13 protein-coding genes and 1 pseudogene are annotated in these 25,351 nt (G+C 39.2%); 3 read left to right on the top strand and 11 right to left on the bottom strand.

Annotation, left to right across the window (positions count from 1 at the left end; translation table 11 throughout):
• The first annotated feature begins 66 nt into the window (after positions 1-66).
• Positions 67-2,148 (top strand): ATP-dependent DNA helicase RecG, encoded by a 2,082-nt coding sequence (gene recG, locus Xhom_RS04585; RefSeq protein WP_069317596.1) that lies wholly within the window; start codon positions 67-69, stop codon positions 2,146-2,148.
• 126 nt (positions 2,149-2,274) lie between these two features.
• On the opposite strand, the gene gltS is transcribed toward recG, so the two are convergent.
• Complete coding sequence (gene gltS, locus Xhom_RS04580) at positions 2,275-3,486, bottom strand: sodium/glutamate symporter (protein WP_069317595.1); 1,212 nt, start codon at positions 3,484-3,486, stop codon at positions 2,275-2,277.
• Positions 3,487-3,728: 242 nt separating this feature from the next.
• Between gltS and Xhom_RS04575 the strand changes: the two genes are divergently transcribed.
• Together Xhom_RS04575 and Xhom_RS04570 are read left to right on the top strand one after the other, a co-directional pair.
• A complete protein-coding gene (locus Xhom_RS04575) occupies positions 3,729-5,114 on the top strand; it encodes a nucleobase:cation symporter-2 family protein (RefSeq protein WP_069317594.1) in 1,386 nt (461 codons plus the stop codon).
• Positions 5,115-5,325: 211 nt separating this feature from the next.
• The gene (locus Xhom_RS04570; protein WP_069317593.1) at positions 5,326-7,125 is read left to right on the top strand and encodes a translocation/assembly module TamB domain-containing protein; all 1,800 of its coding nucleotides are present in this window, start codon (positions 5,326-5,328) and stop codon (positions 7,123-7,125) included.
• 3 nt (positions 7,126-7,128) lie between these two features.
• Here Xhom_RS04570 and fabY read toward each other — a convergent pair whose 3' ends face one another.
• From fabY to Xhom_RS04520, 10 genes and pseudogenes are all read right to left on the bottom strand, one after another.
• On the bottom strand, positions 7,129-8,046 hold the full coding sequence (fabY, locus tag Xhom_RS04565) for a fatty acid biosynthesis protein FabY (RefSeq protein WP_069317592.1): 918 nt from the start codon (positions 8,044-8,046) through the stop codon (positions 7,129-7,131).
• 80 nt (positions 8,047-8,126) lie between these two features.
• The gene (gene dtd / locus Xhom_RS04560) at positions 8,127-8,564 is read right to left on the bottom strand and encodes a D-aminoacyl-tRNA deacylase (RefSeq protein WP_069317591.1); all 438 of its coding nucleotides are present in this window, start codon (positions 8,562-8,564) and stop codon (positions 8,127-8,129) included.
• A 242-nt stretch (positions 8,565-8,806) separates the two neighbouring features.
• Positions 8,807-9,424, bottom strand: coding sequence for a glucose-1-phosphatase (gene yihX, locus Xhom_RS04555; protein WP_069317590.1), 618 nt, complete (start codon positions 9,422-9,424; stop codon positions 8,807-8,809).
• 355 nt (positions 9,425-9,779) lie between these two features.
• Positions 9,780-11,603 carry a ribosome-dependent GTPase TypA gene (typA, locus tag Xhom_RS04550; RefSeq protein WP_069317589.1) on the bottom strand — a complete coding sequence of 608 codons (1,824 nt, stop codon included), beginning with the start codon at positions 11,601-11,603 and terminating at the stop codon, positions 9,780-9,782.
• A 419-nt stretch (positions 11,604-12,022) separates the two neighbouring features.
• Positions 12,023-13,570 carry a hypothetical protein gene (locus Xhom_RS04545; protein ID WP_069317588.1) on the bottom strand — a complete coding sequence of 516 codons (1,548 nt, stop codon included), beginning with the start codon at positions 13,568-13,570 and terminating at the stop codon, positions 12,023-12,025.
• 252 nt (positions 13,571-13,822) lie between these two features.
• Entirely contained in the window at positions 13,823-15,454 is a 1,632-nt protein-coding gene (locus Xhom_RS04540; protein ID WP_069317587.1) for a hypothetical protein, read from the bottom strand.
• Positions 15,455-15,669: 215 nt separating this feature from the next.
• A complete protein-coding gene (locus tag Xhom_RS04535) occupies positions 15,670-17,358 on the bottom strand; it encodes a hypothetical protein (protein WP_069317586.1) in 1,689 nt (562 codons plus the stop codon).
• 106 nt (positions 17,359-17,464) lie between these two features.
• Positions 17,465-19,195, bottom strand: coding sequence for a hypothetical protein (locus tag Xhom_RS04530; protein WP_069317585.1), 1,731 nt, complete (start codon positions 19,193-19,195; stop codon positions 17,465-17,467).
• A gap of 279 nt (positions 19,196-19,474) precedes the next feature.
• Positions 19,475-20,500: pseudogene (locus Xhom_RS04525) on the bottom strand (IS630 family transposase).
• 509 nt (positions 20,501-21,009) lie between these two features.
• Positions 21,010-24,819: an inverse autotransporter beta domain-containing protein gene (locus Xhom_RS04520; protein WP_069317584.1), complete on the bottom strand. Its 3,810-nt coding sequence runs from the start codon at positions 24,817-24,819 to the stop codon at positions 21,010-21,012.
• Positions 24,820-25,351 lie beyond the last annotated feature (532 nt).

Raw genomic sequence — 25,351 nt, 5'->3', positions numbered from 1 at the left:
TGAGGCGGCCAACAAAGAGGCAACCTGAAAGATAAAGGGGATAAATCACACCGACGGAGAAATCGCATGAAAGGCCAACTACTTGATGCCATCCCCTTAACCACCCTACATGGTGTTGGAGCCAGTCAGGTCAATAAACTCGCCAAATTGGGGTTGGTCAATCTACAGGATTTGTTGCTACATCTGCCCCTCCGTTATGAGGATCAAACCCGCCTGTATAACATCAGTGAATTGCTGCCCGGCATTCATGCTACGGTAACAGGTGAAGTATTGCGTACTAATGTGGTTTTTGGACGCCGACGCATCATGACTTGCCAAATCAGCGATGGAACCGGAGTGCTGACCCTGCGTTTTTTCAACTTCACCGCCAGCATGAAAAATAATCTGGCCGAAGGAAAACACGTTGTTGCCTATGGTGAAATCCGTCGAGGGAATCAAGGGCCGGAGATTATTCATCCAGAATATAAAGCTCAGCAAAATACCGGCCGTGTCCAGCTACAAGATACGCTCACTCCCATCTATCCCACGACTGAGGGAGTACGTCAGACAACCCTGCGCAAGTTGATCGAGCAGGCATTGGAGATAATGGATACCTGCGCTATTAATGAGTTGCTGCCGGAAAAGTTCAGCCGAAACCTCATCAGATTGCCCAAGGCCCTGCATACGTTGCACTATCCACCACCGGATATCTCTCTGAACGATTTAGAAAATGGCCGACACCCAGCCCAACGCAGGTTGATTCTGGAAGAGCTGCTGGCGCACCACTTAAGTATGCTGGAGGTCAGAGCAGGAGCACAGCGTTTCCACGCTCAGCCGCTCACAGCGAACGATTCGCTAAAGCAGCAGCTTCTGAGCCAGTTGCCATTCTCACCCACTGGTGCTCAAGCCCGTGTCGTTTCAGAAATAGAACATGATCTGGAAAAAAATGTCCCCATGATGCGCTTAATACAAGGGGATGTCGGTTCGGGTAAAACATTGGTAGCAGCTTTAGCAGCCGTACGCGCCATTGTTCATGGTAAGCAAGTTGCATTGATGGCGCCAACTGAATTGCTGGCTGAGCAACACGCCAATACTTTCCGCCAATGGCTTGAGCCACTCGGTATTCAAGTAGGCTGGTTGGCTGGCAAACAGAAAGGGAAAGCACGTCAGGCACAGCAAGAGGCGATTGCGAGTGGTCAGGTAAGCATGGTCGTCGGTACACATGCGATGTTTCAGGAGCAAGTCAAATTTGCAGGATTGGCATTGGTTATTATTGATGAGCAGCACCGTTTTGGTGTTCATCAACGCCTTGCGTTATGGGAAAAAGGCCGCGAACAAGGCTTTCATCCCCATCAATTAATCATGACAGCAACCCCGATCCCGCGCACATTGGCAATGACTGCCTATGCCGATCTGGATACATCCATCATTGATGAATTACCGCCGGGCCGCACACCTGTGACGACCGTTGCCATTCCTGATACCCGTCGGAATGACATTATCCAACGAATCAAAAGCGCTTGTCTGGATGAAGGCCGTCAGGCTTATTGGGTATGTACGTTGATCGAAGATTCTGAAGTACTGGAAGCGCAAGCTGCACAGGCAACCAGTGAAGAACTGGCATTGGCATTGCCGGAACTGAAAATCGGCTTAGTGCATGGGCGAATGAAACCAGCAGAAAAACAAGCCATCATGGAAGCTTTCAAGCAGGGTGAATTACAATTACTGGTCGCCACCACCGTGATTGAAGTCGGTGTCGATGTGCCCAATGCCAGCCTGATGATCATCGACAATCCTGAACGACTGGGACTAGCTCAATTGCATCAGCTTCGTGGGCGTGTCGGACGTGGTGCCATTGCATCACATTGTGTCCTGCTCTATAAAACACCGCTGACCAATACCGCCAGAATACGTCTGCAAGTTTTACGGGACAGTAACGATGGTTTTGTGATTGCCCAAAAAGATTTGGAGATCCGCGGGCCGGGTGAATTACTTGGTAAGCGCCAAACGGGTAATGCTGAATTCAGGATCGCCGATTTATTGCGGGATCAAAGTATGTTGCCCGAAGTTCAACGCATCGCGCGCTATATTCACCAACACTATCCTGAACATGCCAAGGCACTGATTGAGCGCTGGATGCCGGATAGCTCACAATATAGCCATGCTTAAAAATACGCACCTTATAGTAATGAATAAATAAATAGTAATGAGCCAATAAACAAGCGAAAAAATGCCGCTGGATATTTCAGCGGCATATTTAGCCATGATTTCAGGCAAAGTCAAAAGTGGATCAATTTAACCTGCTACAGATGGAAATACCGGTAATAACAGATACATTTTGATAACAGCAGCGTTAACGATATCAATAAAAAATGCGCCTACCATTGGTACGAGCAAGAATGCCACATGTGATGGCCCAAAACGGTCAGTAATCGCCTGCATATTCGCGATAGCCGTTGGCGTTGCGCCTAAGCCAAAACCACAATGACCGGCTGCCAATACGGCTGCATCATAGTTTTTACCCATCACACGATAAGTGATGAAAATAGCATACAACGCCATAACGACAGACTGCACGGAAAGAATGATCAGCATCGGCAGTGCAAGGGAAGCCAACTGCCACAATTTCAGGCTCATCAATGCCATCGCTAAGAACAGTGACAAACTGACATTACCCAAGACTGAAACCGCACGGTCAAAGACCCGATAAAAACCAATCAGTGACAGGCTATTACTGAGGATCACCCCAACGAACAGTACACACACAAAGGTAGGCAATTCAAAAGCGGTACCTTTCAATCCAGCCTGAATAAAGTTGCCTGCTAACAAGCAAATAGAGATCATGGCTATGGTTTCCAGCATGACCAATGGAGTAATCAGTCTGCCAGTATACGGTTTTTCAAATGCAGTCGGGATCTCATCATCGGCACCTAAACCCGGTGTTTTGGTATTTTTCACCAAAAAACGAGCAACTGGGCCACCAATCAAGCCACCTAATACCAAGCCGAATGTCGCACACGCCATTGCCACTTCTGTCGCACTCTCGAAGCCATAGCGTTCCGTGAAGATTTGCCCCCAAGCAGCGCCCGTTCCATGTCCACCTGAAAGTGTAATAGAACCTGCCACTAATCCCATTAATGGGTCAAGGCCCAGCATTTCCGCCAATGCAATACCTACGGTATTTTGTACCAATAACAGGCCAACAACCACAAAGATAAAAATGATCAGAGATTTGCCGCCTGCTTTCAGGCTGGCAAGGTTGGCGTTCAGACCGATTGTGGCAAAGAACGTCAACATCAGGGGGTCTTTAAGAGATAAATCGAAACTGACTTCCCAACCCGTGAATTGTTTAACCGCCAGCAAAATAAAAGCGGCCAGTAATCCACCTGCGACTGGCTCAGGGATCGTATATTTTTCAAGGAATGGGACTGATTGTACGAGTTTTCTTCCTAGTAGTAAAACAAGTGCGGCAACAACGAGCGTGCCGTAAATATCCAGATGATACATTTATGTACCCCATCTATTGTTAAAATTATGTGAATTTAATGTGACGTTATAATCATCCTATAAAAACGCCAAGAGCAGGTAAGGGTTGGATTAGAAAGAAAATCATTAATAAACACAAGTTAAAACATTTAAAAATGTGACGGAATTAAGCCGCCTTTTATTATTAAAAAGTTACGCAACCGATTGCTTTACTGGTGAGGATCATTAAAATATGTTTTTTTGTCCATCCGGAATTTCATAACATGGTCAATTTAACCCGTGGATCCAATTCATTAGAAGTTCCTGACAAATCAGACAATGAATTGCTCTATCGACTCGAAGATAAGCCTCCCTTTCCACATGCCCTATTTGCTGCCTGCCAACATTTACTAGCAATGTTTGTTGCTGTTATTACCCCAGCCATGTTGATTTGTCAGGCTCTCGGTCTTCCTGAGCAGGATACACAGCGCATTATCAGTATGTCGCTGTTTGCTTCTGGTTTAGCATCCCTTATTCAAATTCGCTCTTGGGGGCCAATTGGTTCTGGCTTGCTTTCAATTCAGGGAACCAGCTTTAACTTCGTGGCACCACTTATCATGGGTGGACTGGCGCTGAAAAATGGCGGAGCGGATATCCCAACGATGATGGCGGCTCTCTTCGGTACGTTAATGATTGCCTCAATGACCGAAGTGCTGCTCTCCCGTGTACTGCATCTGGCAAGGAGAGTCATTACTCCTCTGGTATCCGGCATCGTGGTGATGATCATCGGCCTGTCGCTGATCCAAGTCGGGTTAACCTCAATTGGCGGTGGTTATTCCGCCATTCAAAACGGTACATTTGGTGCACCTGAAAATCTACTGTTAGCCGGTGTTGTCCTCGCCGTCATCATCTTGTTGAATCGCCAAAAGAACCCTTACCTGCGTGTTGCTTCTCTGGTTATCGCTATGACAGTCGGCTATATCGTGGCTTGGTACATGGGCATGCTTCCCCTCTCGACACCCAGAATAGATACCCCTATCCTCACGGTTCCCTCACCGCTTTATTACGGCTTGTCATGTGATTGGAATTTGCTGATCCCATTCATCCTGATTTTTATGGTGACATCTCTGGAAACAATTGGCGACATCACGGCAACCTCAGATGTTTCAGAACAACCCGTCAGCGGCCCACTATATATGAAACGTATTAAGGGTGGAGTGCTGGCAAATGGCCTTAACTCAATGGTTTCTGCGGTGTTCAATACATTCCCCAATTCCTGTTTTGGTCAAAACAATGGGGTGATCCAACTGACTGGCGTTGCCAGCCGCTATGTGGGTTACATTATTGCCTCCATGTTGATTTTATTGGGACTATTCCCCGCGGTGGCCGGTTTTGTGCAACATATCCCTGAACCTGTTTTGGGAGGTGCGACAATTGTGATGTTTGGAACTATCGCTGCTTCAGGTGTCAGAATAGTTTCCCGCGAGCCATTAAATCGTCGTGCAATTATGATTATCGCACTGTCGCTGGCTGTAGGGTTAGGCGTCTCACAACAACCATTGATTTTGCAGTTTGCACCTGAGTGGGTGAAGAATTTACTCTCCTCAGGCATCGCAGCGGGTGGATTAACAGCCATTTTGCTGAACTTAATTTTTCCTCAGGAAAAATAACCAATAATTTTGCCTATATTTTATCCCTCACTCCCGCTTACCCAGCGGGAGTTTTCTTTTTTGCTTTCGTTTTGCATAGCGACTCGCAATAGCTATACTCGCTCACTCGAAAAAAAATTAATTAATATTTTTGTCAGCTTCATCTATTGAGTGCCTATCCGTTTTACGGCATAAAAGGGATTCTATTAGGGGGATATACTGAGGTGAAATCATGAAGTGGTTAGGGAAAGGTGTTGTCGCGCTTCTATTACTGCTGCTTTTAGCAATCATAACTATCTATGTTGTTGTTCAAACACATTGGGGAGCAAAAAAAATAAGCCAATGGCTTAACAAAAAAGGACATTACCAAGTCAGTATTGAAAGCATCAGTCATAGCTGGTCACAACCGACCACCTTAACGTTGGGCTGGGTTGATATCCGCGATAAACAAAGCCCGTTCGCACTCAATGCCAACACAGTTAATCTTGATTTCAAATGGCGTGATCTTTTTACCCTCAAAAACCTCCAGCGCCTCACATTACAGCAAGGAACATTAACACTAGCCGGAAATCAATTTTCCCCACGCTTGCAAGCAGACATTCTGCAACTGAACCAGATGAATGTTCAGTTAAAAAATCCAAATACACATATTCAAGCGGAAAATATCACCGGTGGCATTACGCCCTGGTTGCCTTCTGAGGAAGCTCCGTTTGGTGATGGGCAGTACCAATTCAGCGCCAGTACGCTCCGTTTAAATGGCATTCCTGTTGAAAATGTCATTATGCAGGGCAGTTATCAGGGGAAAACTCTGACTATCAGCTCTTTCGGCGCAACTTTTCTGCAAGGCGCCATTTCTGGAGATGGTCAGAAATTACCCGATGGTAGCTGGCGGGTGAACAATCTCCTGCTCAGTGATATCCGCTGGCAAACACCGATAGCATTGAGCACATTGAAGGAAAAAATCAGTCACCTCCCTGCTATTTACGTTAAAGATCTCAATATCACCAATGCCAAGTTACAAGGGCAAAACTGGTCTGTCGATTATCTGGATAGCACCATTAAAAATTTGGGGCTGGTCAATGGCAGTTGGGATACTGAAGATGGACTGATTGACTTTAATGTTACGGATATGGTGCTGAATAACGCACAATTCCGCGATACTCTTGGGAAACTCCATTTTTTAGGTGATACTTTTACCGTTTCCAGTCTAACCACCCATTATCAAAAAGGATTATTCAACATCCAATCTGAATGGGATCGCAAAACACGGCAACTGGCTATCAACAATAGCTCAGTATCTGGGTTGTTTTATACTCTGCCACCAGCATGGCTCAACGCTTTCAAAAAACCCGCACCTGAATGGATTTCAGGGCTGAAATTAAATGATATTGGTATCAATAATACTGTGCTGATTGATACCAATCCCAACTTCCCATTCCAGTTCACCACCCTTTCGGGACATATTAATACTCTGGATCTCCTGAAAAATGGCAAATGGGGATTGTGGAATGGTCAGGCATCCTTGCAGGCGGCCGGAGGGACATTCAATAAGATTGAAATAGCTCGCCTTTATCTGCAATTACATGCCACAGATGGCAAAGTCATCATTGATAAACTGAACGCTTTCAACGGAGATGGGCTATTACAGGTGACAGGCACGGCCGAACAACAAATTAACCAAACGCCTTTTAACCTCAATTTCAAAGGAATGAATGTGGATTTGAGCACATTGCCGCAATGGGGATGGGTACCGCTGACTCTTCAGGGTGCAGGTAATTTCTCACTTGCGATTACAGGTGAACTCTCTGCTGATGATGCCAAAAACACAATCAATGGCACACTGATTGCTGAAGATAAATCATCAGGCAAAGAGTCTCAGTCTATTGAACAAGGGCTGATTTCAACGGACCACTGTTCACCAACAACAGTTTCTCCAGTAGATAGCCCTGCAACCGATCAATCAATCACCAATCCATTAACCACCGAGCAACCAACAACAGAAAGCAAAACCTGCGCCAAAATTAGGTTGTAAAAATCAGGTCGTAACAAGCCGTTCGGGAGGCAGGACGATATAAGTACCGGTGAACACGCTACCAATGCCATGTTCACCGCTAACCTGCACTTCCAATTTAACTCGCGCTTTATTGCCTCGGGCAAGACGGGCCAAATCACCACTCATGTTATTGAAATCCGCCGTTGCACTGGGACGCCCAGTAATGGGCTGTCGGTAACGGATATTAGCATCCACCAGAATAATATCTCCCCCCAATTGACGCTCCTGTAACAACAGCCAAATCAGCCCCCATGCTGTTAAAGTAGCCTGCGAAAACAGACTGCCTGCGAAAATTGTATGATGCGGGTTCTGGTTTCCGGCTTCAGGCATCGTGGTAATAAAACGCTGTCCGGTATATTGAGTGATCCTCAGCCCCATCTTCTCACTTAAAGGAATGTGTTTATGCCAGGCCCGCTGCAACTCTGCACACCAATCAGGGCGGTGTAAAATATCATCAAGGCTCATAATCGGCTTGATCATCAGAAAATGATTAATGGGTAATGTCCCGGCACCATTGATCAAGCCCCGGTTTTGAAAACCTAACTTATCAAAAAAATCAACGGCATTTTCCCGTGCACTGCAAACGATCCGTTTCACACCTTCCTGTCTGGCTACCGATTCCAATGCCATCGCAACCAGTGTACCCAACCCTTTCCGCTGCACTCCGGGATGAACAGCCAGAAAACGGATTGCACCTTCGTTGTCTGCATTAATATATAAGCGCCCAACCGCAACCGGATTACTATGCTCGTCCACCACCATTTGATGATGGGCCATTGAATCATAGCCATCTTTCTCTGAACCGATAGGCTGATGCAGCGGCTTACGCAGCATCTCCCAACGAAATTGGTAATAAGTTTCCAACTCTTGTTCTGTTTGAGGTACTCTCAGATGGTACATAGAAACAGCCCCTTCTCTTATGTGGTCATGTGTAGTCAGGGGGAAACATATACAGCATATAGTGGGTTACTTTATACTCGCTATACTTGCAACCAGAAAGTCACTGGTCCATCATTCGTCAAACTGACTTTCATATCAGCCGCAAATTTCCCCGTTTCTGTTTTTACACCAGTTACATGGCACTGTTCAACAAAATAGCGATAAAGTTCATCTGCTTTTTTAGGTTCAGCACCATCAGAAAAGCTAGGTCTTAAACCTTTTTGAGTATCCGCAGCCAATGTAAATTGAGATACAACCAACAGACTGCCTTGAGCCTGCTGAACATTCAGATTCATTTTTCCCTGCTCGTCACTGAATACCCGATATCCCATGACTTTTTCGCATAAACGCTGTGCTTTCTGCGGGTTATCATCTTTCTCAACGCCCAACAATACCAACAATCCTTGCTCAATCTCTCCAATCGTTTCATCATCAACAACTACCTTTGCCTGTGTTACACGCTGAATTAATGCGATCATTTTTCTTGCCTGCTATCCTGTTATTCCATTACCCATATAAAATAGAAATAGATAATCCATGAATATGATATTTTGGCCAAACCATATCATGCCATAACGTTGAGAACCTGCTTCATTAGGCTCTTATTGCTGTTTGCTATTTTTGGCATTATAAATTATGTCACAGCAACAAAACTGTCATCCTTGCCCAAAAACAGGCAAGGAGAACGGAAGAAAACTTCTCTCGCAATGGGCGGAAGAGATTAATTTCCTGTGGGAAGTGAGAAATCATGTGCCTTAAAATAATCAGGGATTACATTCCTGTCCGTCACATGAATGGCATTGATACCTGATTTTTTCGCTGTTTCAACATATTCTAAAACATCATCAAAGAACATGGCTTGATCTGCTGTCACACCTTCTGTTTCAAGCACATATTTAAAAATATCAGGATTCGGTTTACGCATACCCAAATTTTGAGACAAATAAAGAAAATCAGTTGATGTTGTAATCTCAGGGTACTGTACTGGCCAGTAATCCAGATGCAGATGGTTGGTATTTGATAGAACAACCACTCGATGCCCTTGATCACGTAGTTTATTCATTAACTCAATGACTTCCTGCCTGACGCCAATAAAAATCGCATTCCAGCCTTCCACAAACTGTTCAAAACTGAGTGAAATATCCATTTCATCGCACATAACGTCTGCAAATGTTCGGTCACTGATTTTCCCGCATTCATGTTTTTCGAAGGTTTCTCCCACTGAAAATTTTGGGGTCAATGTTGCCAGCGGCGTCCCACTCAGATTACTCCAGACAGCCAATGCTCTTTTAAAATCAATATCAATAATCACGTTACCCATATCGAAAATATACAGCATACCCCCTCCTGATTGATGCGCATCATTGAGTACTTTTATCATAATTTTATTAATAAAGAAGTGTGAATTGATAAAAAATAGACAAATTTCACTTTGGATTAAGAATATTAATTAATAATCGTTAAGGCCACTCATCATCAAGGACATTCAGCAATATGCAGAGTGCTACAGGCAGTGAATAGAAGATTGAGCAAAAGACTAAACAGGAAGTGTAATAACAAAATCAGGCTAAAGCGGAAAAAGACAAATACCATAAAAAACTCAGGGTGCCGAAGCACCCTAAGCTACTCATATTCAAACTGTCAGATACAGTCTGTCACACGATCAACTTCTGCCACACAGCAGCGCAGAGAAATTAAGCGTCTTTGCTACGGTTTGCGCGACGACGATCGTTTTCAGTCAAATGACGTTTACGCAGGCGAATTGACTGTGGAGTCACTTCCACTAATTCGTCATCATCAATAAATTCCAGAGCCTGCTCCAGTGTTTTCTTGATAAACGGAGACAGTGTTGTCGCCTCATCCGTTCCTGACGCACGTACGTTAGTCAGTTTTTTACCGGTCAGACAGTTAACAGTCAGATCATTAGAGCGTGAGTGAATACCGATGATCTGGCCTTCATACACTTCAGTACCGTGACCGAGGAACAACTTACCACGCTCCTGCAAGCTATACAGTGCGTAAGCAACTGCCTTGCCCTGGCCGTTAGAAATCAGTACGCCATTTTGACGACGGCCGATCTCACCCGGACGGATATCATCATAGTGGCTGAATGTCGCATACAGCAGACCAGTACCGGAAGTCATAGTCATAAATTCAGTACGGAAACCAATCAAACCACGGCTTGGAATACTGTAATCAAGACGAACACGACCTTTGCCATCTGGCAACATATCACGCATTTCACCTTTACGCTCACCCAGTGCCTGCATCACGTCACCCTGATGCTGCTCTTCGATATCCAAAGTTACCTGCTCGAACGGCTCTTGTTTGCGGCCATCGATTTCACGGAAAATAACTTTTGGACGGGAAACGCCCATTTCGAAGCCTTCACGACGCATGTTCTCAATCAGAACAGACAAGTGCAACTCACCACGACCAGATACACGGAATGCGTCTGGATCTTCAGTTTCTTCAACGCGCAATGCGACGTTGTGAACCAGTTCTTTTTTCAGACGATCAAGGATCTGACGAGAAGTGACGTATTTACCTTCACGGCCACAGAATGGAGAGGTATTAACACAGAAGTACATGCTCACGGTAGGCTCATCAACCGCCAGTGCTGGCAATGCTTCAACCGCACTCACTTCACACAGGGTATCGGAGATATTCAGTTCACCCAAACCTGTTATCGCAATAATATCGCCCGCTTCAACCTTATCAGACTCGATACGATCCAGACCCAAGTGGCTGAAAACTTTACCGATTTTACCGTTACGAGTTTTACCTTCGCTGTCAATAATAGTGATGTTCTGATTTGGTTTAACAGAACCGCGCTTGATACGACCAATACCGATAACCCCAACATAGTTGTTGTAATCCAGCTGCGAAATCTGCATCTGGAATGGGCCATCAAGATCAACCTTAGGTGGTTCAACATGATCAACAATCGCCTGATACAACGGAGTCATATCTTCCGCCATCTCAGTGTGCTCGTTACCCGCAATACCCATCAGCGCAGAAGCATAAACGATTGGGAAATCGAGCTGCTCATCGGTTGCACCCAAGTTCACAAACAGATCAAATACCTGATCCACAACCCAATCAGGACGCGCACCAGGACGGTCAACTTTGTTGATAACAACGATAGGCTTCAGACCATGAGCAAATGCTTTCTGGGTTACGAAACGAGTCTGTGGCATTGGGCCATCCATCGCATCAACCAGCAGCAGAACACTGTCTACCATTGACATTACACGCTCAACCTCACCACCAAAGTCGGCGTGACCTGGGGTGTCTACGATATTGATACGGTAATCATTCCATTTAATAGCGGTGTTTTTTGCAAGGATTGTAATACCACGTTCTTTTTCAAGATCATTGGAATCCATCACACGCTCAGTTGTCGCAGCACGCTCACCAAAGGTCCCTGACTGTTGCAGGAGTTTATCAACCAGCGTAGTTTTGCCGTGGTCGACGTGAGCGATAATGGCGATATTTCTTAAGTTATTAATTGACAAGTATTTTTACCGTTTTAGCTATTTGAGAAAATATTACATGGGTGCAGCAAGGCAGAATGCCGCTACACGCATCTAACACAAATATGCTGCTATTTTACACGTTATAGCTACAGAGGTGAAATAAATGTGAGATGTATCACTACGAAAGTTTGTTTACAGGTAAGATGGGGCTAACAGGTAGCATGCTTGATTCGTCAGTGAGTTGCTTTACTTTCGTTAAGTGGAGGGAATCTTGATACCATATTGTTCTCTCGGTTTTTAATATATTAAAAACCGAGAGAACAATATCATTTATAAACTACTATTCTATACGAAAATTAAAAAATGACCTTCTACAAGAATTCGCAGAAGGCCAATTAATATAGCCATACTGTTTTATAATACTGAGACCAATTGTAATATGATCACCTCATCATATCTCACGAACCGATAGCACCACAATCCAGCCACGGGCCAGGAGGTACAGTATTAATTTTTCCTTGCCATGTCTGGCTATCAGGATTTTTATCATCTTTATTCGTTGTATAATAAAAATAAATTTTGCCAAGATGGGCAAAATCAAATGCATTATTGCCAGCAAGTAGTTGTTGAGGAATACCTACTACTGCACAATTACTGCCATCCGTCGGCATAGTCGTTGGAAAACACCTATCTAAAGTTCTAGTTGCGGATCTTATACGCACATGTACATAAATATTAGAGCCTAATGGTACTTTAGTATCATCTCCTGTACCATCAGTGCCCATAATTTTCACAAACAATCCAGCAACACCCTTATTATTTTTATAATTCGCTATAAGTTCACAACTGATACCTTCACTTTCCGGTATTAAATTTTTTTCATCATCAGCTCCATAACTAGAGTACACCTTACATTTTTCATATAAATTGTCTGGAGATCTGCCTCTTATATATGTTACATCTATCGGTTCTGATACTAGCCTCGCTCCACTTTTTTTAATAACACTATAATCAAATTGATATAGTTTATTTTCCTCTGGAAAACTACTATAAGGTAAAGAAATAAAATAAGTTCCAAGAAATTCTTCAGGTTCTAATAAACGAGTAGGTTTATCTATCGGCTTTCCATCAATGAAGCAAAATATAGAATCATCACCCTCCGCATTATCATATGGAGGAATTTTTACGGAAAATGTTGGAGAGCTCCCGTCGGAGCGTAAAATTCCCTGATCCTCATCTTTAATAACTGGAACGTCCAAAGTAGTTGCAGGGTTTGTTCGTGTATTATCTATAATATATAAAGTTTTATTGGCTGAACTAGCACCTGTAACACCAAGTATTTCAGAATAAAGATTAACTACAGCAGAAGTGTCTTCCTTAGCATATATATATAAAACGAGTTTACCATCAGAGTCTGTCTTAACAATTAATCCTCTTTTACTACCAAATTTCCTAACTTCTAATTTTGTCTGTTTGTCAGCAGCATAAAAATCAACTTTATCAAGGTCACCACCAATATCCATTATATTAATTGGCGTACCAGATAACCCATGACTTCCATCTTGATTTTTTATCGTTGTATATGCAAAAGAAAAAATTCCTTTTGGCGGATAATTAACATGATGGGGCACTGCCAAATAATCATCACCAAGAGTCAATTTAGTTGAGGATTTATCAATAGTTCTTGCATTATACTGAACATAAATTTCACTGAATCCTATTGCATTTGAATCTGGTGTAATATAAAAACTAATAGTATCATTTTCAGAAATGTTTTCATCAACACTTAATTCAACAGTAATAACACCTTTCTTCCCACCATCAGAAATAACTATTGGTGGAATATCGCCTTCTAGATAAATCCCAACAGACCTTGTCGAATCAATATCAATACTGACCTCACTTGAAATAACATTATCGGAAGTAAAAATAATATCAAGAAAAAAATATTGCCCTATCACTACATCTGAGCCACTTGTTATATAAGGTGTAATTTTGTTACTCATTGTTATTCTCTCACTTTTATATTAACTATATAAACTGATGATTTAAACTATTTAATCATCCACCTGAATGATCATTTCAATCTATATTCATATTCTTCAAACTTCTTTTTTCTTTGTTATATTAATTTAAATCATTTTATAGATACGGAGTCATCCATGAATTCCACAGATGACTCTCTTCTTACCCAAATTGCGATTAAAAAATATATTAATCATAGTAAAAATACATATTATTTTATTGATTTTTCAAAATCAAACACCGACAGTTTCAATTCCACTATAATAGTAATTGCAATAAGTCCGTATTCCTTCGTCATCCATAATATAATATTCAAAATAAATATTAGGCGTTCCGTATTCCGGACTACTTGCAAAGTTAACAATTAAATCATGTGGTATAGAAACAACCGTGGTAGATGTCTTACCACCGGCATTGTCAGAAACATCCTTAATAGTACAAGAATACTGCTTATTGATCTTTTTATACCCTTTGTTAACGGTATAATCATCGCTATGATCACCATTCAAATACATAGTAAAATGGATTTTATCTCCAAATTTTGGTTTTTGTTTATCTGTTGGATCATTCGTTCCGATTATCTGAACAAACAAACCATAACCACCATTTTCTCTATAACCCTCAATCGATGAGGGGCCTATAGTGGAGCCATATTCCAGTTTCAACTGTTCATCATGTTTAAAAGGTGGGTGACTCTTAGGATCTGCCTCACTGGCGTATATAATAGGCATATCGAAGATACGATCAATACCATCAGCTGGCTTATTATCGCCACCGCCTATGTATGTAAAATACTCTATATTAGAATATAAAGTATTATCTATATTTCTAGCGACAACATAAGACAATTCAGATAATTCATTTAATGAAAAATCATTATAATAAAGTTCAAAACTATAATCAGGTTCTGTAGCATCTTGTATTTTTCTGACAGGTAAGTTAAGACCATTTTTAGTATAGAATAAAATATGATCTGAATCTGTTGCATCATCATAATATGGTATATTGATACTAAATTTTTGATTAGCCCCATATCCACTTAATTTACCGTTATAAAGATCCTGTATTAATGGTTTAGAAAGTAGCTCACGAGGATCTTTTGGTTTAGGACTCAAACTATATGTAATAGGAACTACATAATTTGAATTTGCTCCAGCTAGCTGAATACCTAATTGAATTACCGCTGGCTTATTTTTCACTGGATAAACTCTAAAGCTAACATTCCCCTCATCATTACTAGAAATAGGAATAAAATTATATTTATCGCTAAGAATAGGTTTAATAATTCGGAAAGGTGTTCCTTTACTCGGATCAGTCGTTATAACAATTCTTTCATTTAAATTAGCTAAGTTATCTGAATAAATCTGCATAGGAGTATTCTTCATCAGATGACCAGAACCATCAGTTAATATCATAGAATAGAGAATGAAATCATCTCCCATACTTTTAGGCATTTCATCTTTTTCTGGTGTATGACAAATCAACTTATCTACTTTTAATTTAATCTCGTCTTGATTAATTTTTCTAGCAGTGTAACTAATTTTTTTCGGTTCAACACCTGAAATATTCACACCATAAGAAACTGTAGTGCTTTCTCCTTCTGCCATTGAACCTGAATCATCAATAACCAAGTAAGCTAAAAAATCGATAGAATTTGGTGTAGAAGGTGCAGAAAGTGATGGATTAATGCTTTCTACATTTAAACCGATATAATTATCTAAAGTAAATTTAAAATCAGTAGGTATAGCTTCATTTGAAGTGATAGTAATATTCAAATAAAATCCCTGACCAATAGCAACATCAGCATTTTTTGGAACAGATAAATAAATCTGATACTTCCCAGTAGGGAATTCATTACTCTTCATATTATCGCCTTATAATTTAAATAAAATAATAAAAATAGGATGCAGTTAGTACAATATAAGTATCCATAAATCTAAGACACTTAAAAAATAACAAAAATATTTGTATTTTTAAATTAAAACACTTTATTAATTAATTTAACTTACCCTAACGTTCACCGCTTCAATTAAATCTTAATTTCATTACGGAAGTTTTTTATTTCTTTATGTTATAGATATTAATCGTCATCATCAGGTGGGCAACCTTGATTATCAATATCTTCATGATTGTATGCAGTGCTAATACCTCCCAACCATAATTTACTATATATTTTAGTTCCATCGTCCTCATCTGTATAATACTCAAAATGAAGTGAACCTGGGATACCAGACTCGCGGTATCTTGCCGCTCTAATGAGATCACAATATGGTATGGTTACTATAGCGCCATTCGAATCAAGTATTTTGAATGGATAGGTCTTCTTCTTATTTCTAGTTCTAGAGGTAAATTGCAATTTTACTCCACCACTCTGTCCAATTTTTGGTAAAGTATGCTTTTGAGGATCATTAGTGCTTTGTATTAATATATAAAGACCTATCGCATCTTTAACATATACACTCCCGCCTTTTTTTTTCTGCTCTATCATATCTAATGTAACAGTATCATGTTCATACACTTCACTTTCTTTATTAGATGGGTCACTTAGAGGAGGTGCTGCATAACTAGAATATATTTTTACTTTATTATAGACATTTTTATTATTTTCATTTGGAGAACCACCTTGACCGATAATATACTTCACCTTTGATTTATCCGAATATCTCGGCTCTCCATTCATCGGTGCAACCATATAATAAAACCCTAAAAACTCATTAAGCTTCAATTCACTATATAAAAAACAAAACTGATGTGAATATAAATCAGTTATATCATTAAGTCTATATACCGGCTTAACTTGTTTTATTTCATTAGAAATTTCACTTTTTGTAAAAAAAATAAGAGTATCTGTGCTACTATACCCAGGATATGGATTAACCCCCACATTAAACTCAGTTTTTCCAGATGTTTTTTCTAGGGTATTATCTGAGTTTTTTCCTATAATGTTTGGAGGTGAAAGACCAAAAGGAAAGTTAGAGATTGATTTAAAAACATATATAGATGCTGCATAACTTACATCAGTCACTCCCATAATTTGAGTTTGAAAATCTATTCTTGCAGACTTATCTTTTATTGGATAAACACGAAACCTTATATTACCGTGCTCATCACTATTAACAGTGAAAAACTCCGAATCATCAGGGGTATCAATTGTAATAATATCAGATGGCTCTGAATCCGTAGCTATATATACTAGAGGACTAATTAATTTACCTGTAATTGAAGATGATATTGTAACCTGAACATTTTTTAATGGAGCATTTCTATAGTCAGTAACTATACCTGAATATATGGAAAATTCACTATTATGATCACCTACTGGATTAGGCTTAGTTGGCAACTCTAAAAAATTATTGTCTGACTCTAACGTAATAATACTAGTTTCTTCTATTTTCTTTACTGTATAGGTAATTCCCTTTGGAGTAATACCATCAACATCTTTCTGTGAAATTGAAAACGCATGAACAGTATAATTAATTTGTGTCTCTGGGGATAATTGCTTATTAATTTGCAATAAAAAAAAAGCCTTGCCACAATTTTTATCTTTGACTATCCAAGGATTAATTTTAGTTACAATTATAGAGCTATCATCTCCTTCTATTGAAATATTGTTAATGTTTTTAATTACGTTTTCGTCTGCTTTAACTTCAATAGTCAAATAACAATCTTGTCCAATAATCACATCAGAACCATCTGGTATAGATACACTAATATCTCCACCAGAAGAGTATGATTCCAATTTAATAACTTTATTAAATTCAATGTTCATTTTACATCCTTATTTAATCATAAATTTAAAAACTAAGGATTTAAACCTTAATAAATTAATTCAACCATACGTTCATAATATTAATATTTTCTCAATTAGTCTTGTTTTACTTAGGACAATTGTCATCAAACGAAGAAATTCCCACAACCCCTGTGTAGATATCAACTCCCCATGTTTTGCTATTTACCGACACACCATTAACTTCAACGCTATAACTAAAATATAGTCTTCCCTGTATTCCATTGTGCCATGACTCAGCTCGCGTAAGTTCACAATATGGAATTTGAATTACAGTATAATCTTTCTTTTTTTCTCCCACTGTATAATTTGAATAAGTTTGAATATTATTCCTTGTCCGGGACGTTAACTTCATAGTCAATACTACGTTGCTCCCCAATGGTGGCAATCCATTATCCGTTCCTAAGGACTTACGTCCCTCTATAACAACATATAAACCCGTTTTTAAACCTGTAGGATCACCATTAAGTGCTAACTGATTTATTGCATCTAAAGTTAAAGAACCCGTTTCATAAAGCACATCATCATCGCTAGAAGGTGAAATAGGTGATTTGGCATAACTGGTATATACCTTGACCTTATTATAAATACCATCATCATTATCAGGAGAATTTCCTGGGCTACCAACATACATTAATCTCGATTTCATTGAGTATGTTGGATTCCCATTTACAGGAGCTATCATATAATATAAGCCTAATAAATCATTGCGGACCAAGTTTTCATACATAAAACTAAAACGAGCTGTTACCAAGCTTGATATGCTTTGTAGCTTATATATTGGTAGCATTTGAGTTATTTTGTTCTTTTGACTACGATCCATATAGAAAAATATCAGGCTATCAGTATTACTATATCCAGGATATGGATTAATGCTTACTTGAAATTCTTTTTCACCTGGTATTTTTTTAAGTATACCATTATTATTGATTCCTTCTATATTTGGAGATGGTGGGCCAAATCCAAAATCATCTAGAGCTTCAAAAACATATATGGATGCTGCATAGTTTGTATCAGTTACACCATTTATTTGAGTCTTGAAGTCGATTCTTGCCGAAGTGTTCATATTAGTATATATACGAAACCTCACATAGCCATTATCGCTCTCTATAAGGAAAAAATCCGTACCATTCTCACTGTGGATAGGAATAGGTGTAGGTGTAGGTGTAGGTGTAGGTGTAGGTGTAGGTGTAGGTGCAACTGTAGATAAACTTACAGTCGGGTCAGGTTCGGTAGCAATCCTCACAAGTTCCGGATTTATTAATTTACCAACTATTGAGGATGAAATCATTACCTGAACTTTATCTAATTTTTTATTTTTATAATCAACAACCTTACCTACATATTTAATATAATCATCATTATTTGAATCATCTATTTTCAAATTTTTTTTTGCTGGTGAAATATATTCATTTTTTGTATTTAGTGTAATAACAAAATCATTATTTATCTTAACCGCTGTATATTTAACATCTAAAGATGTTATAAGTGCTCCTGATGCATTTAACGCCTCAACAGTATACCCCACTTTAGTATCTGGTTTTACACTCCCGTCATCCTCAAGCTCTAATAAAAATATAGAATAACCATTATTATTTCCTTCTGTAGTCCATCCGCGCAAAAGTTTTGATTTAATTTGCCCAGTTGAGTCTTTGATATGAATACTATGAATAAGACCAAAACTTGGAGTAGTTACTGGAATAGTTACAGTCAAATAACAAATTTGACCAATAGCAATACTCGATCCATCGACTAATGATACAGAAATATAAGCATCTTTTTTTTGTTCAGACTGCACAGTTATTTCTTCAATTTTCATTTTATATACCACACTAATATACAGTTAACATTATAAAAAATATCATTACTATATTTCTTTATTAATAAATATAGCATTAAATAATCACTCATATTTTCATTATAATAAAACTCGTTACATCATAGACTAAACAACCTTTAGTAATTTGTATAATGAAAAATAGTTATCATCTGATGATATAATAACGTAAATAAAATAACTTCATTTAAATTGTAATATCTAATGCAAATTATAAACCAAACGATAATATTGCTAAAAAAATAAAAAGAATATACGCAATTAACTTGACGATGCAGGACTTAAAATCTGGAAATTATCAGTCAATCGGGTAGTCAGCTCCTGTACTTTTTCTGGCAATGTGACATGAAAAAATGATGAAGTGTTTCACGGAACGTTTTTGCGTCCGGGAAATAGATATTGTTTCGTACCTGCTCATTCGTGTACTTCCATAATCGCTCAATCGGGTTGAGGTTAGGGCTGTAAGGCGGCAGGTATGCAACTCAATATTCAGTACTTTGGCAAAAAATTGAACTAATTCGACGCGGTGGTAACCGGCGCCATCCAGAATAATATGAATTTTTTGCGAACATGGATAGGTTTCCCGGATTGGGCCGAAAAAAAAGATGACATTTTTTGCGTTAATCGTCGGATATTCACGAATAATGGTCTCTTCAATCCGTTGCAAATTGAGAGCACCCATGATGTTGAGGCGGGTACGACTGCCTGTGGTTTCGACCACTTTGACATGCTCCCTTCCGCGCTTCATCCAGCCCTCACTTAATTTTGTAGACTGGGTAGGATGCACTGCATCAATAAACAAAATAGGCTCATTTTGGCCACATTCGGCTTTCAGCGCATTGTAGGCCTCAATAAACTGTTGCTGTTTATCCGCATCGAATTGATGAGGCGTTCCATCGGCTTCTTGTCGCTGAATCCTTGACGGGTGAAGCCATTTTGTCATCCCGCCACAGTAAAAGTCACCTGCCAGCGCACCCAGACACAGGCGACAATTTGCGCGGTGGTGTGCATCAAATTTGCAGTCAGATACTCAACTCATTCTGTCGTTTGTTCGGTAAACAAACGGCTTTCAGAGCCCCCCCCATTTTCAGGGGCGAGTTTTTTCTCAGAGAAATAATCTTTCAGATGGCGACTCACCGTACTTTCATGAATACGCAAAGCCTAGGCAATCCAGCCTTCTGACGCCAAAAGCACGGCTTTGATACTGTCACTTATTCGTCCATCACGGGTCGTATCGTGCGTCAATTCGAGGGCTTCTTTTTGGGTATCTGTCAGATTAATTTTCATGGGCGCGATCCTGATCTGATACGAATGAAAAATCAAGCATCTTCAATGATTACCTAGGCCGTATTGACGTTTTGTGAGGAGTTATTAAACAGGGTGATTTGATATAATTATTTTGCCAAAAAACAACCAAATCTCACATCACATCACATCACATCACATCACATCACATCACATCACATCACATCACATCACATCACATCATACCGCGAATTTATTTCGGAATTTGGGAAATGGAATAGCATTTCCCAGCATTTTAATATCTAGTCAAAATATAAATGTTACATTAATTTTCAAATAGTCATTTGGATATGTAGATACAGAGTGGTTGTTTATTGATGATAGTATTGTGCTCGCTAACATAGGTGGAAACGTCTTCAGGGGAAGATGAAGCTATCGGTAACAACACGCCCTAGTCCTAGTATTATTAGCAGAGTTTACCTGTTACTGACCACCTCCACAGGAGGTGGTCTTCAGTTTAAACATGAAATGATTTCAATCAGATATTTGACTTATGGATGTCGATAACAAAGTAAATAACCATTTAGATTATTACCATCATTATTAACAATAGTATGTTTATCAATATCATAGATAAACTGGCGACTCACATCAATTGGGTCATATGAACCAACAATCAGTGAGCTAGCTGGTGGATAACCTATTGAACCAGCATACTTTAGTATTCCCCAAGAAAAAACGTTTTTTATCTCATCTAGAAGCGGGACATTATTGCCTTGTTTCAGAAACAAGTCAGTAGGAGTAACATTCTCTACCCCACGGCGGGCGAGCGGCTTATCGTACTCTCCAATACAACTATGTCCTGTATTCGGTGTTATGGCTCCACCCGTATCGCTACCACTAAAAAAATATCTTCTAATATCAAAATTATATGAATAGATGTATCTAGCCTTACTGGGCATTTTAACCTCTATTGCAATACTTACTTTATTTGACAAAGTAAAAGTAATTTCTCCTGTTTTCTCATCTATAGTACCTATCGTACTGTTGATATCCATAGGGTCATAATTCCCAATAGAAACAATTTTCCCTTGATTCTCTAGGATAGATTTCCCTGATGGTTTTGGTTTAACCAATTTTCCTTTCATTCCATTAAACGCATTGTAAGGCTTATTTTGCTCTTGAAATATTAATCCATTAGGATAATCATCGCTGTACACATGAATTCCTGCTGGCACAGTAGGAGTTTCAAAGACAACTGGATCTGCTGGCATGGAATCAGTTTTTCCCGCTCCTGCTGGCACTTCTAATTTTACTATCAGACCATCAGTAACCCCCCCCCCTTTAACATCGCCTATACCAGCCTGGCTGGTCAATGTGGCCGTAATTTGACTATCCTCTACCGTATTATTACTCTTTATTTCCCAATCACCGGTTTTAGTAGTGGGATCTGTACTCCATTTAGCACCATTTATTTTATGCCCATTGGGCAATGATGTACCAGAAGCTGACTTAACAATTGCCTTATAGGTATATTTTTCTTTCTTCCCTCCTATCCCTCCTACCTTGGGGCTATTAACATTAAAATCAGATGTAAGACTTATGATCTTTAAATCCTCTACTGGTGCTGGCGTTTCAAAATTCACAGGTTGTGCACATTGCTTTGTCGGAGAGACTTCAGCAGGGTTTCCATCAACAACAGAAAGACAAACTATTGCACCTGTCACTACAGGACTTTTCTGACTGCTCTTCAATTGAACTTTCAATTTTCCATCTGACTGAGCAGTAACTTCCCCCGTCTCTGACAGCCAAGTATTTTTTGGTGCTTCACCACTTGCTAAAGGTTTCAACCACCATTTAAATTTAATCTCTTTTCCTGTATAACTTAATCCATCAGTACCAAAAACTTCCGCTATATAATCATAAGCATGCTTAGAATTTATATCTCCATCTGGTGGAATAGTCCCACTTTTTGGGGTGAAAGTTGGCTCATGAATTATTGGCCATTTGAAATCCAAACTCTTTTGCGAGAGCTTAGAACCACTAATAGAAGCTTTCACTGTAACTATTTGTTCCACACTACTACTAAATGTTGCCACTGGATTACCAGCAGTATAATTTGATGTAACCTTATCACGATGAGGAGCATCAAAACTCCACGTTATTGGCGAATTTTTATCGTTAATTGTTGCCGTGACAGTATATGTTTCACCGACCAATATTGCGCCTGAAGGTGAAGGTACTAGCGAAATGTCTGCAGGTTTGAAAGAAACCGGATCAGCTGATTTTTCTGGATGCCCTTCAATCGAAAGAGTAACAATAACATTAACTGGTTTTTCTGCAGAACTCGTCAATGTTGCGGTCAATTGTCCTTTATCATCGGTCTTGTTACCTTTGGGTTCTAATTTCAAAGTTGAAATTCCTTCTTGATCGTGTCCCCATTTTACATGGGAAATTGATGTGTTTGGTGACACTGGATTATTATCACCATCCAAAACAACGGCCTTATAGGTATAGGCTTGGATTCCATCTGCTATCAGAGGTGTTGTCATATTGTCTGGTAATGAAACGCCTATTTTATCTATATGAAGACGCGTGCTATCGTCCCCAAAACTCACCGTCCCTACCTGCGTTTTATCCATACCATCCATTTGCAAAAACACTTTCACATCGTTGATGGGTCTTGAACTGGTTAAAGCGGCTTGTAATTGCCCTTTATCATTGGTTTTTGATGTTTTTTCGGGTTTTCCCCACTGTAACCCTGATTGTTCACCAATCTCCGGTTCAGTTGTCCATTGGACATTATCAAGTGTAACCTGAGGTAAAGGTTGATTACCCACGGCATCGTAGGTTATAACTGGGGTAAATTGATAAGTTTGTTTACCATCAGCAGGTAATGTTTCTGTAGGATTAACTTCTTTTTCTTTCACAATAAATGGCCTGACAATCACGGTCATTGTTTCATGATGAGAAGCTTTTTTTGTATTACTATTTTCAAATATGTTGAAATTAATGGGATAATTATTGGGTTTTCCAGTACCAAGCTGATATGTCGGGAATATAATGGAAATTTGATTCCCATTAACATTTAACTTCCCGCCATCATTGATAAATTTGGTATATTCCTTATTTTCTTGCCATTTAACTATATTTTCCGGATTATTTGTGGCTGCTATTTTTTTTTCTTCGTGACTGTAACCCGTTAAAGTTTGTGGTATAGAAAGTTGAATTGTGGATTGCTTTATATGGTCAAGAACAATATTGTTATTTCTTTCCACTAAATCATAACGGCTGCCCGCTAATGTACGCATCGAAGCCACACTTTCTGGCGATAATTGAGAACTAAAAGGAACACCGAGTTTATAACTTAAATTCGCCAGAAATTGTGTTTCAGTATGACCACTTTCACCCTGTTTATAATCCACCCCCATTGTTACGAGTGGAATCGGCGTATAAGTTAAGCCTAATTTAGCCAGACTCGGGTTTTTCTGTCTGGTATCACGGTTAAATAAAGTAACGTTTTCACCGAAATATTGCTCATATGTCAATTTAGCACCCAAATTGGGGTAGGCGGGCAGGAAAAACTCTCCGTTAATATCATAACCATTTGCAGGGCGTTCATGATAATCCTTAAAATTCCGTGATGTTTGCAAGTCGCTCAAGCGGTAATAGGTATTGGCTGAGAGTTTAATGTAGTCACCCCAAATCTCGCCCCCCACCCCCATACGTTGGTTTTTTCCTGTAATATCATGGTCATAAAAAGTATTTAGTCCATACATCCAGTTCTGATAAAAATAGCGTCCACCTAAACCGACGTTAATAGTATTGCGGCTATCTTTGTTGCGATAACCTAATTGAGAGAAAAACAACCAATCTGTTTTATTGTCATAAAGAGGTAGTAATAGGTCGAGTGAATTTTCTTGCAGGGTTCCTTTTTTATCCAGTCCAAAGTTAATTCTGGCAGTACCAAACTGCGATAACCATTTTTGCGCTTCGGAAGATACTGTGCCGTTAAATTTACCCAAAGCGTAAGACTTAGCTTGTTCCGCTAGCTCCGAAGGAGAAGATGACAGAATGTTTCCTACCGTTTGAATATTGCTGGCGATTATATTTGGTGCATCTGATTCTGAAAGAGCATTAGTGTTTTTTAAATTTATTTTTTTATTTATTTTAGGATTTAAAAAACTTTTACTTGATTCTATTACCTGAGCATCTATATTATCTTTTTTGTCTGTTTTCTGAGTGTATTTTTCATCAGCCGTTACCTGACTATCTGCAAAGGCGTTCATCAGTATAGAAGGTGTAAATAAAACATAAATAACAATAAAAAAAACAATTAATTTACGAAAATATGATGACATACATCAGACTCCCAAACACTCCAAGTCATTATCAATAGTCTTATTTTATGCTGATTAAGTAATAAAATAAAACTACCCCCCTAATATCCTAGACTAGTAGATAATATTCATTCTGTCATTATGAAACATGGTTATCAATTGATAACCATTAGTTATCTTTATAACTATAAAAACTTAGTTTAAATTAAAATTTAATAGCTCATTAGCAGAACAAATAAAGCAAGCGCATAATAAAGAAAATAGTATCGCTAACATAATTAGTCAGATTATTTATTTTTAAAAAGTAAACATATAAAAATCCATTCCCACTATGTTATAGTTCAATATAAATTATTATCAATCAAATAAACCTGATAAATTAGAGAAAAAATATCATTATCACTAAAGCAATTTAAATAAAAAATAACATTAAATCATAATGATACGAGTGATAACTTTATTTCATTAGTTACACGATTATATTTTATTTATATTAGCCATTTAACAGTAAATAACTGTACACAACAAATACTTAACAATATAAGGACTTATT

The sequence above is a fragment of the Xenorhabdus hominickii genome, from assembly GCF_002632725.1.
GTDB classification, from domain to species: domain Bacteria; phylum Pseudomonadota; class Gammaproteobacteria; order Enterobacterales; family Enterobacteriaceae; genus Xenorhabdus; species Xenorhabdus hominickii.
The sequence above is the reverse complement of the archived record's forward strand: the minus strand, read 5'-3'. Positions and strand labels throughout refer to the sequence as shown.

Coding starts and splice junctions, on each gene's coding strand:
- recG (WP_069317596.1), top strand. CDS start 67: ATGAAAGGCCAACTACTTGATGCCATCCCCTTAACCACCCTACATGGT.
- gltS (WP_069317595.1), bottom strand. CDS start 3,486: ATGTATCATCTGGATATTTACGGCACGCTCGTTGTTGCCGCACTTGTT.
- Xhom_RS04575 (WP_069317594.1), top strand. CDS start 3,729: ATGGTCAATTTAACCCGTGGATCCAATTCATTAGAAGTTCCTGACAAA.
- Xhom_RS04570 (WP_069317593.1), top strand. CDS start 5,326: ATGAAGTGGTTAGGGAAAGGTGTTGTCGCGCTTCTATTACTGCTGCTT.
- fabY (WP_069317592.1), bottom strand. CDS start 8,046: ATGTACCATCTGAGAGTACCTCAAACAGAACAAGAGTTGGAAACTTAT.
- dtd (WP_069317591.1), bottom strand. CDS start 8,564: ATGATCGCATTAATTCAGCGTGTAACACAGGCAAAGGTAGTTGTTGAT.
- yihX (WP_069317590.1), bottom strand. CDS start 9,424: ATGCTGTATATTTTCGATATGGGTAACGTGATTATTGATATTGATTTT.
- Xhom_RS04545 (WP_069317588.1), bottom strand. CDS start 13,570: ATGAGTAACAAAATTACACCTTATATAACAAGTGGCTCAGATGTAGTG.
- Xhom_RS04540 (WP_069317587.1), bottom strand. CDS start 15,454: ATGAAGAGTAATGAATTCCCTACTGGGAAGTATCAGATTTATTTATCT.
- Xhom_RS04535 (WP_069317586.1), bottom strand. CDS start 17,358: ATGAACATTGAATTTAATAAAGTTATTAAATTGGAATCATACTCTTCT.
- Xhom_RS04530 (WP_069317585.1), bottom strand. CDS start 19,195: ATGAAAATTGAAGAAATAACTGTGCAGTCTGAACAAAAAAAAGATGCT.
- Xhom_RS04520 (WP_069317584.1), bottom strand. CDS start 24,819: ATGTCATCATATTTTCGTAAATTAATTGTTTTTTTTATTGTTATTTAT.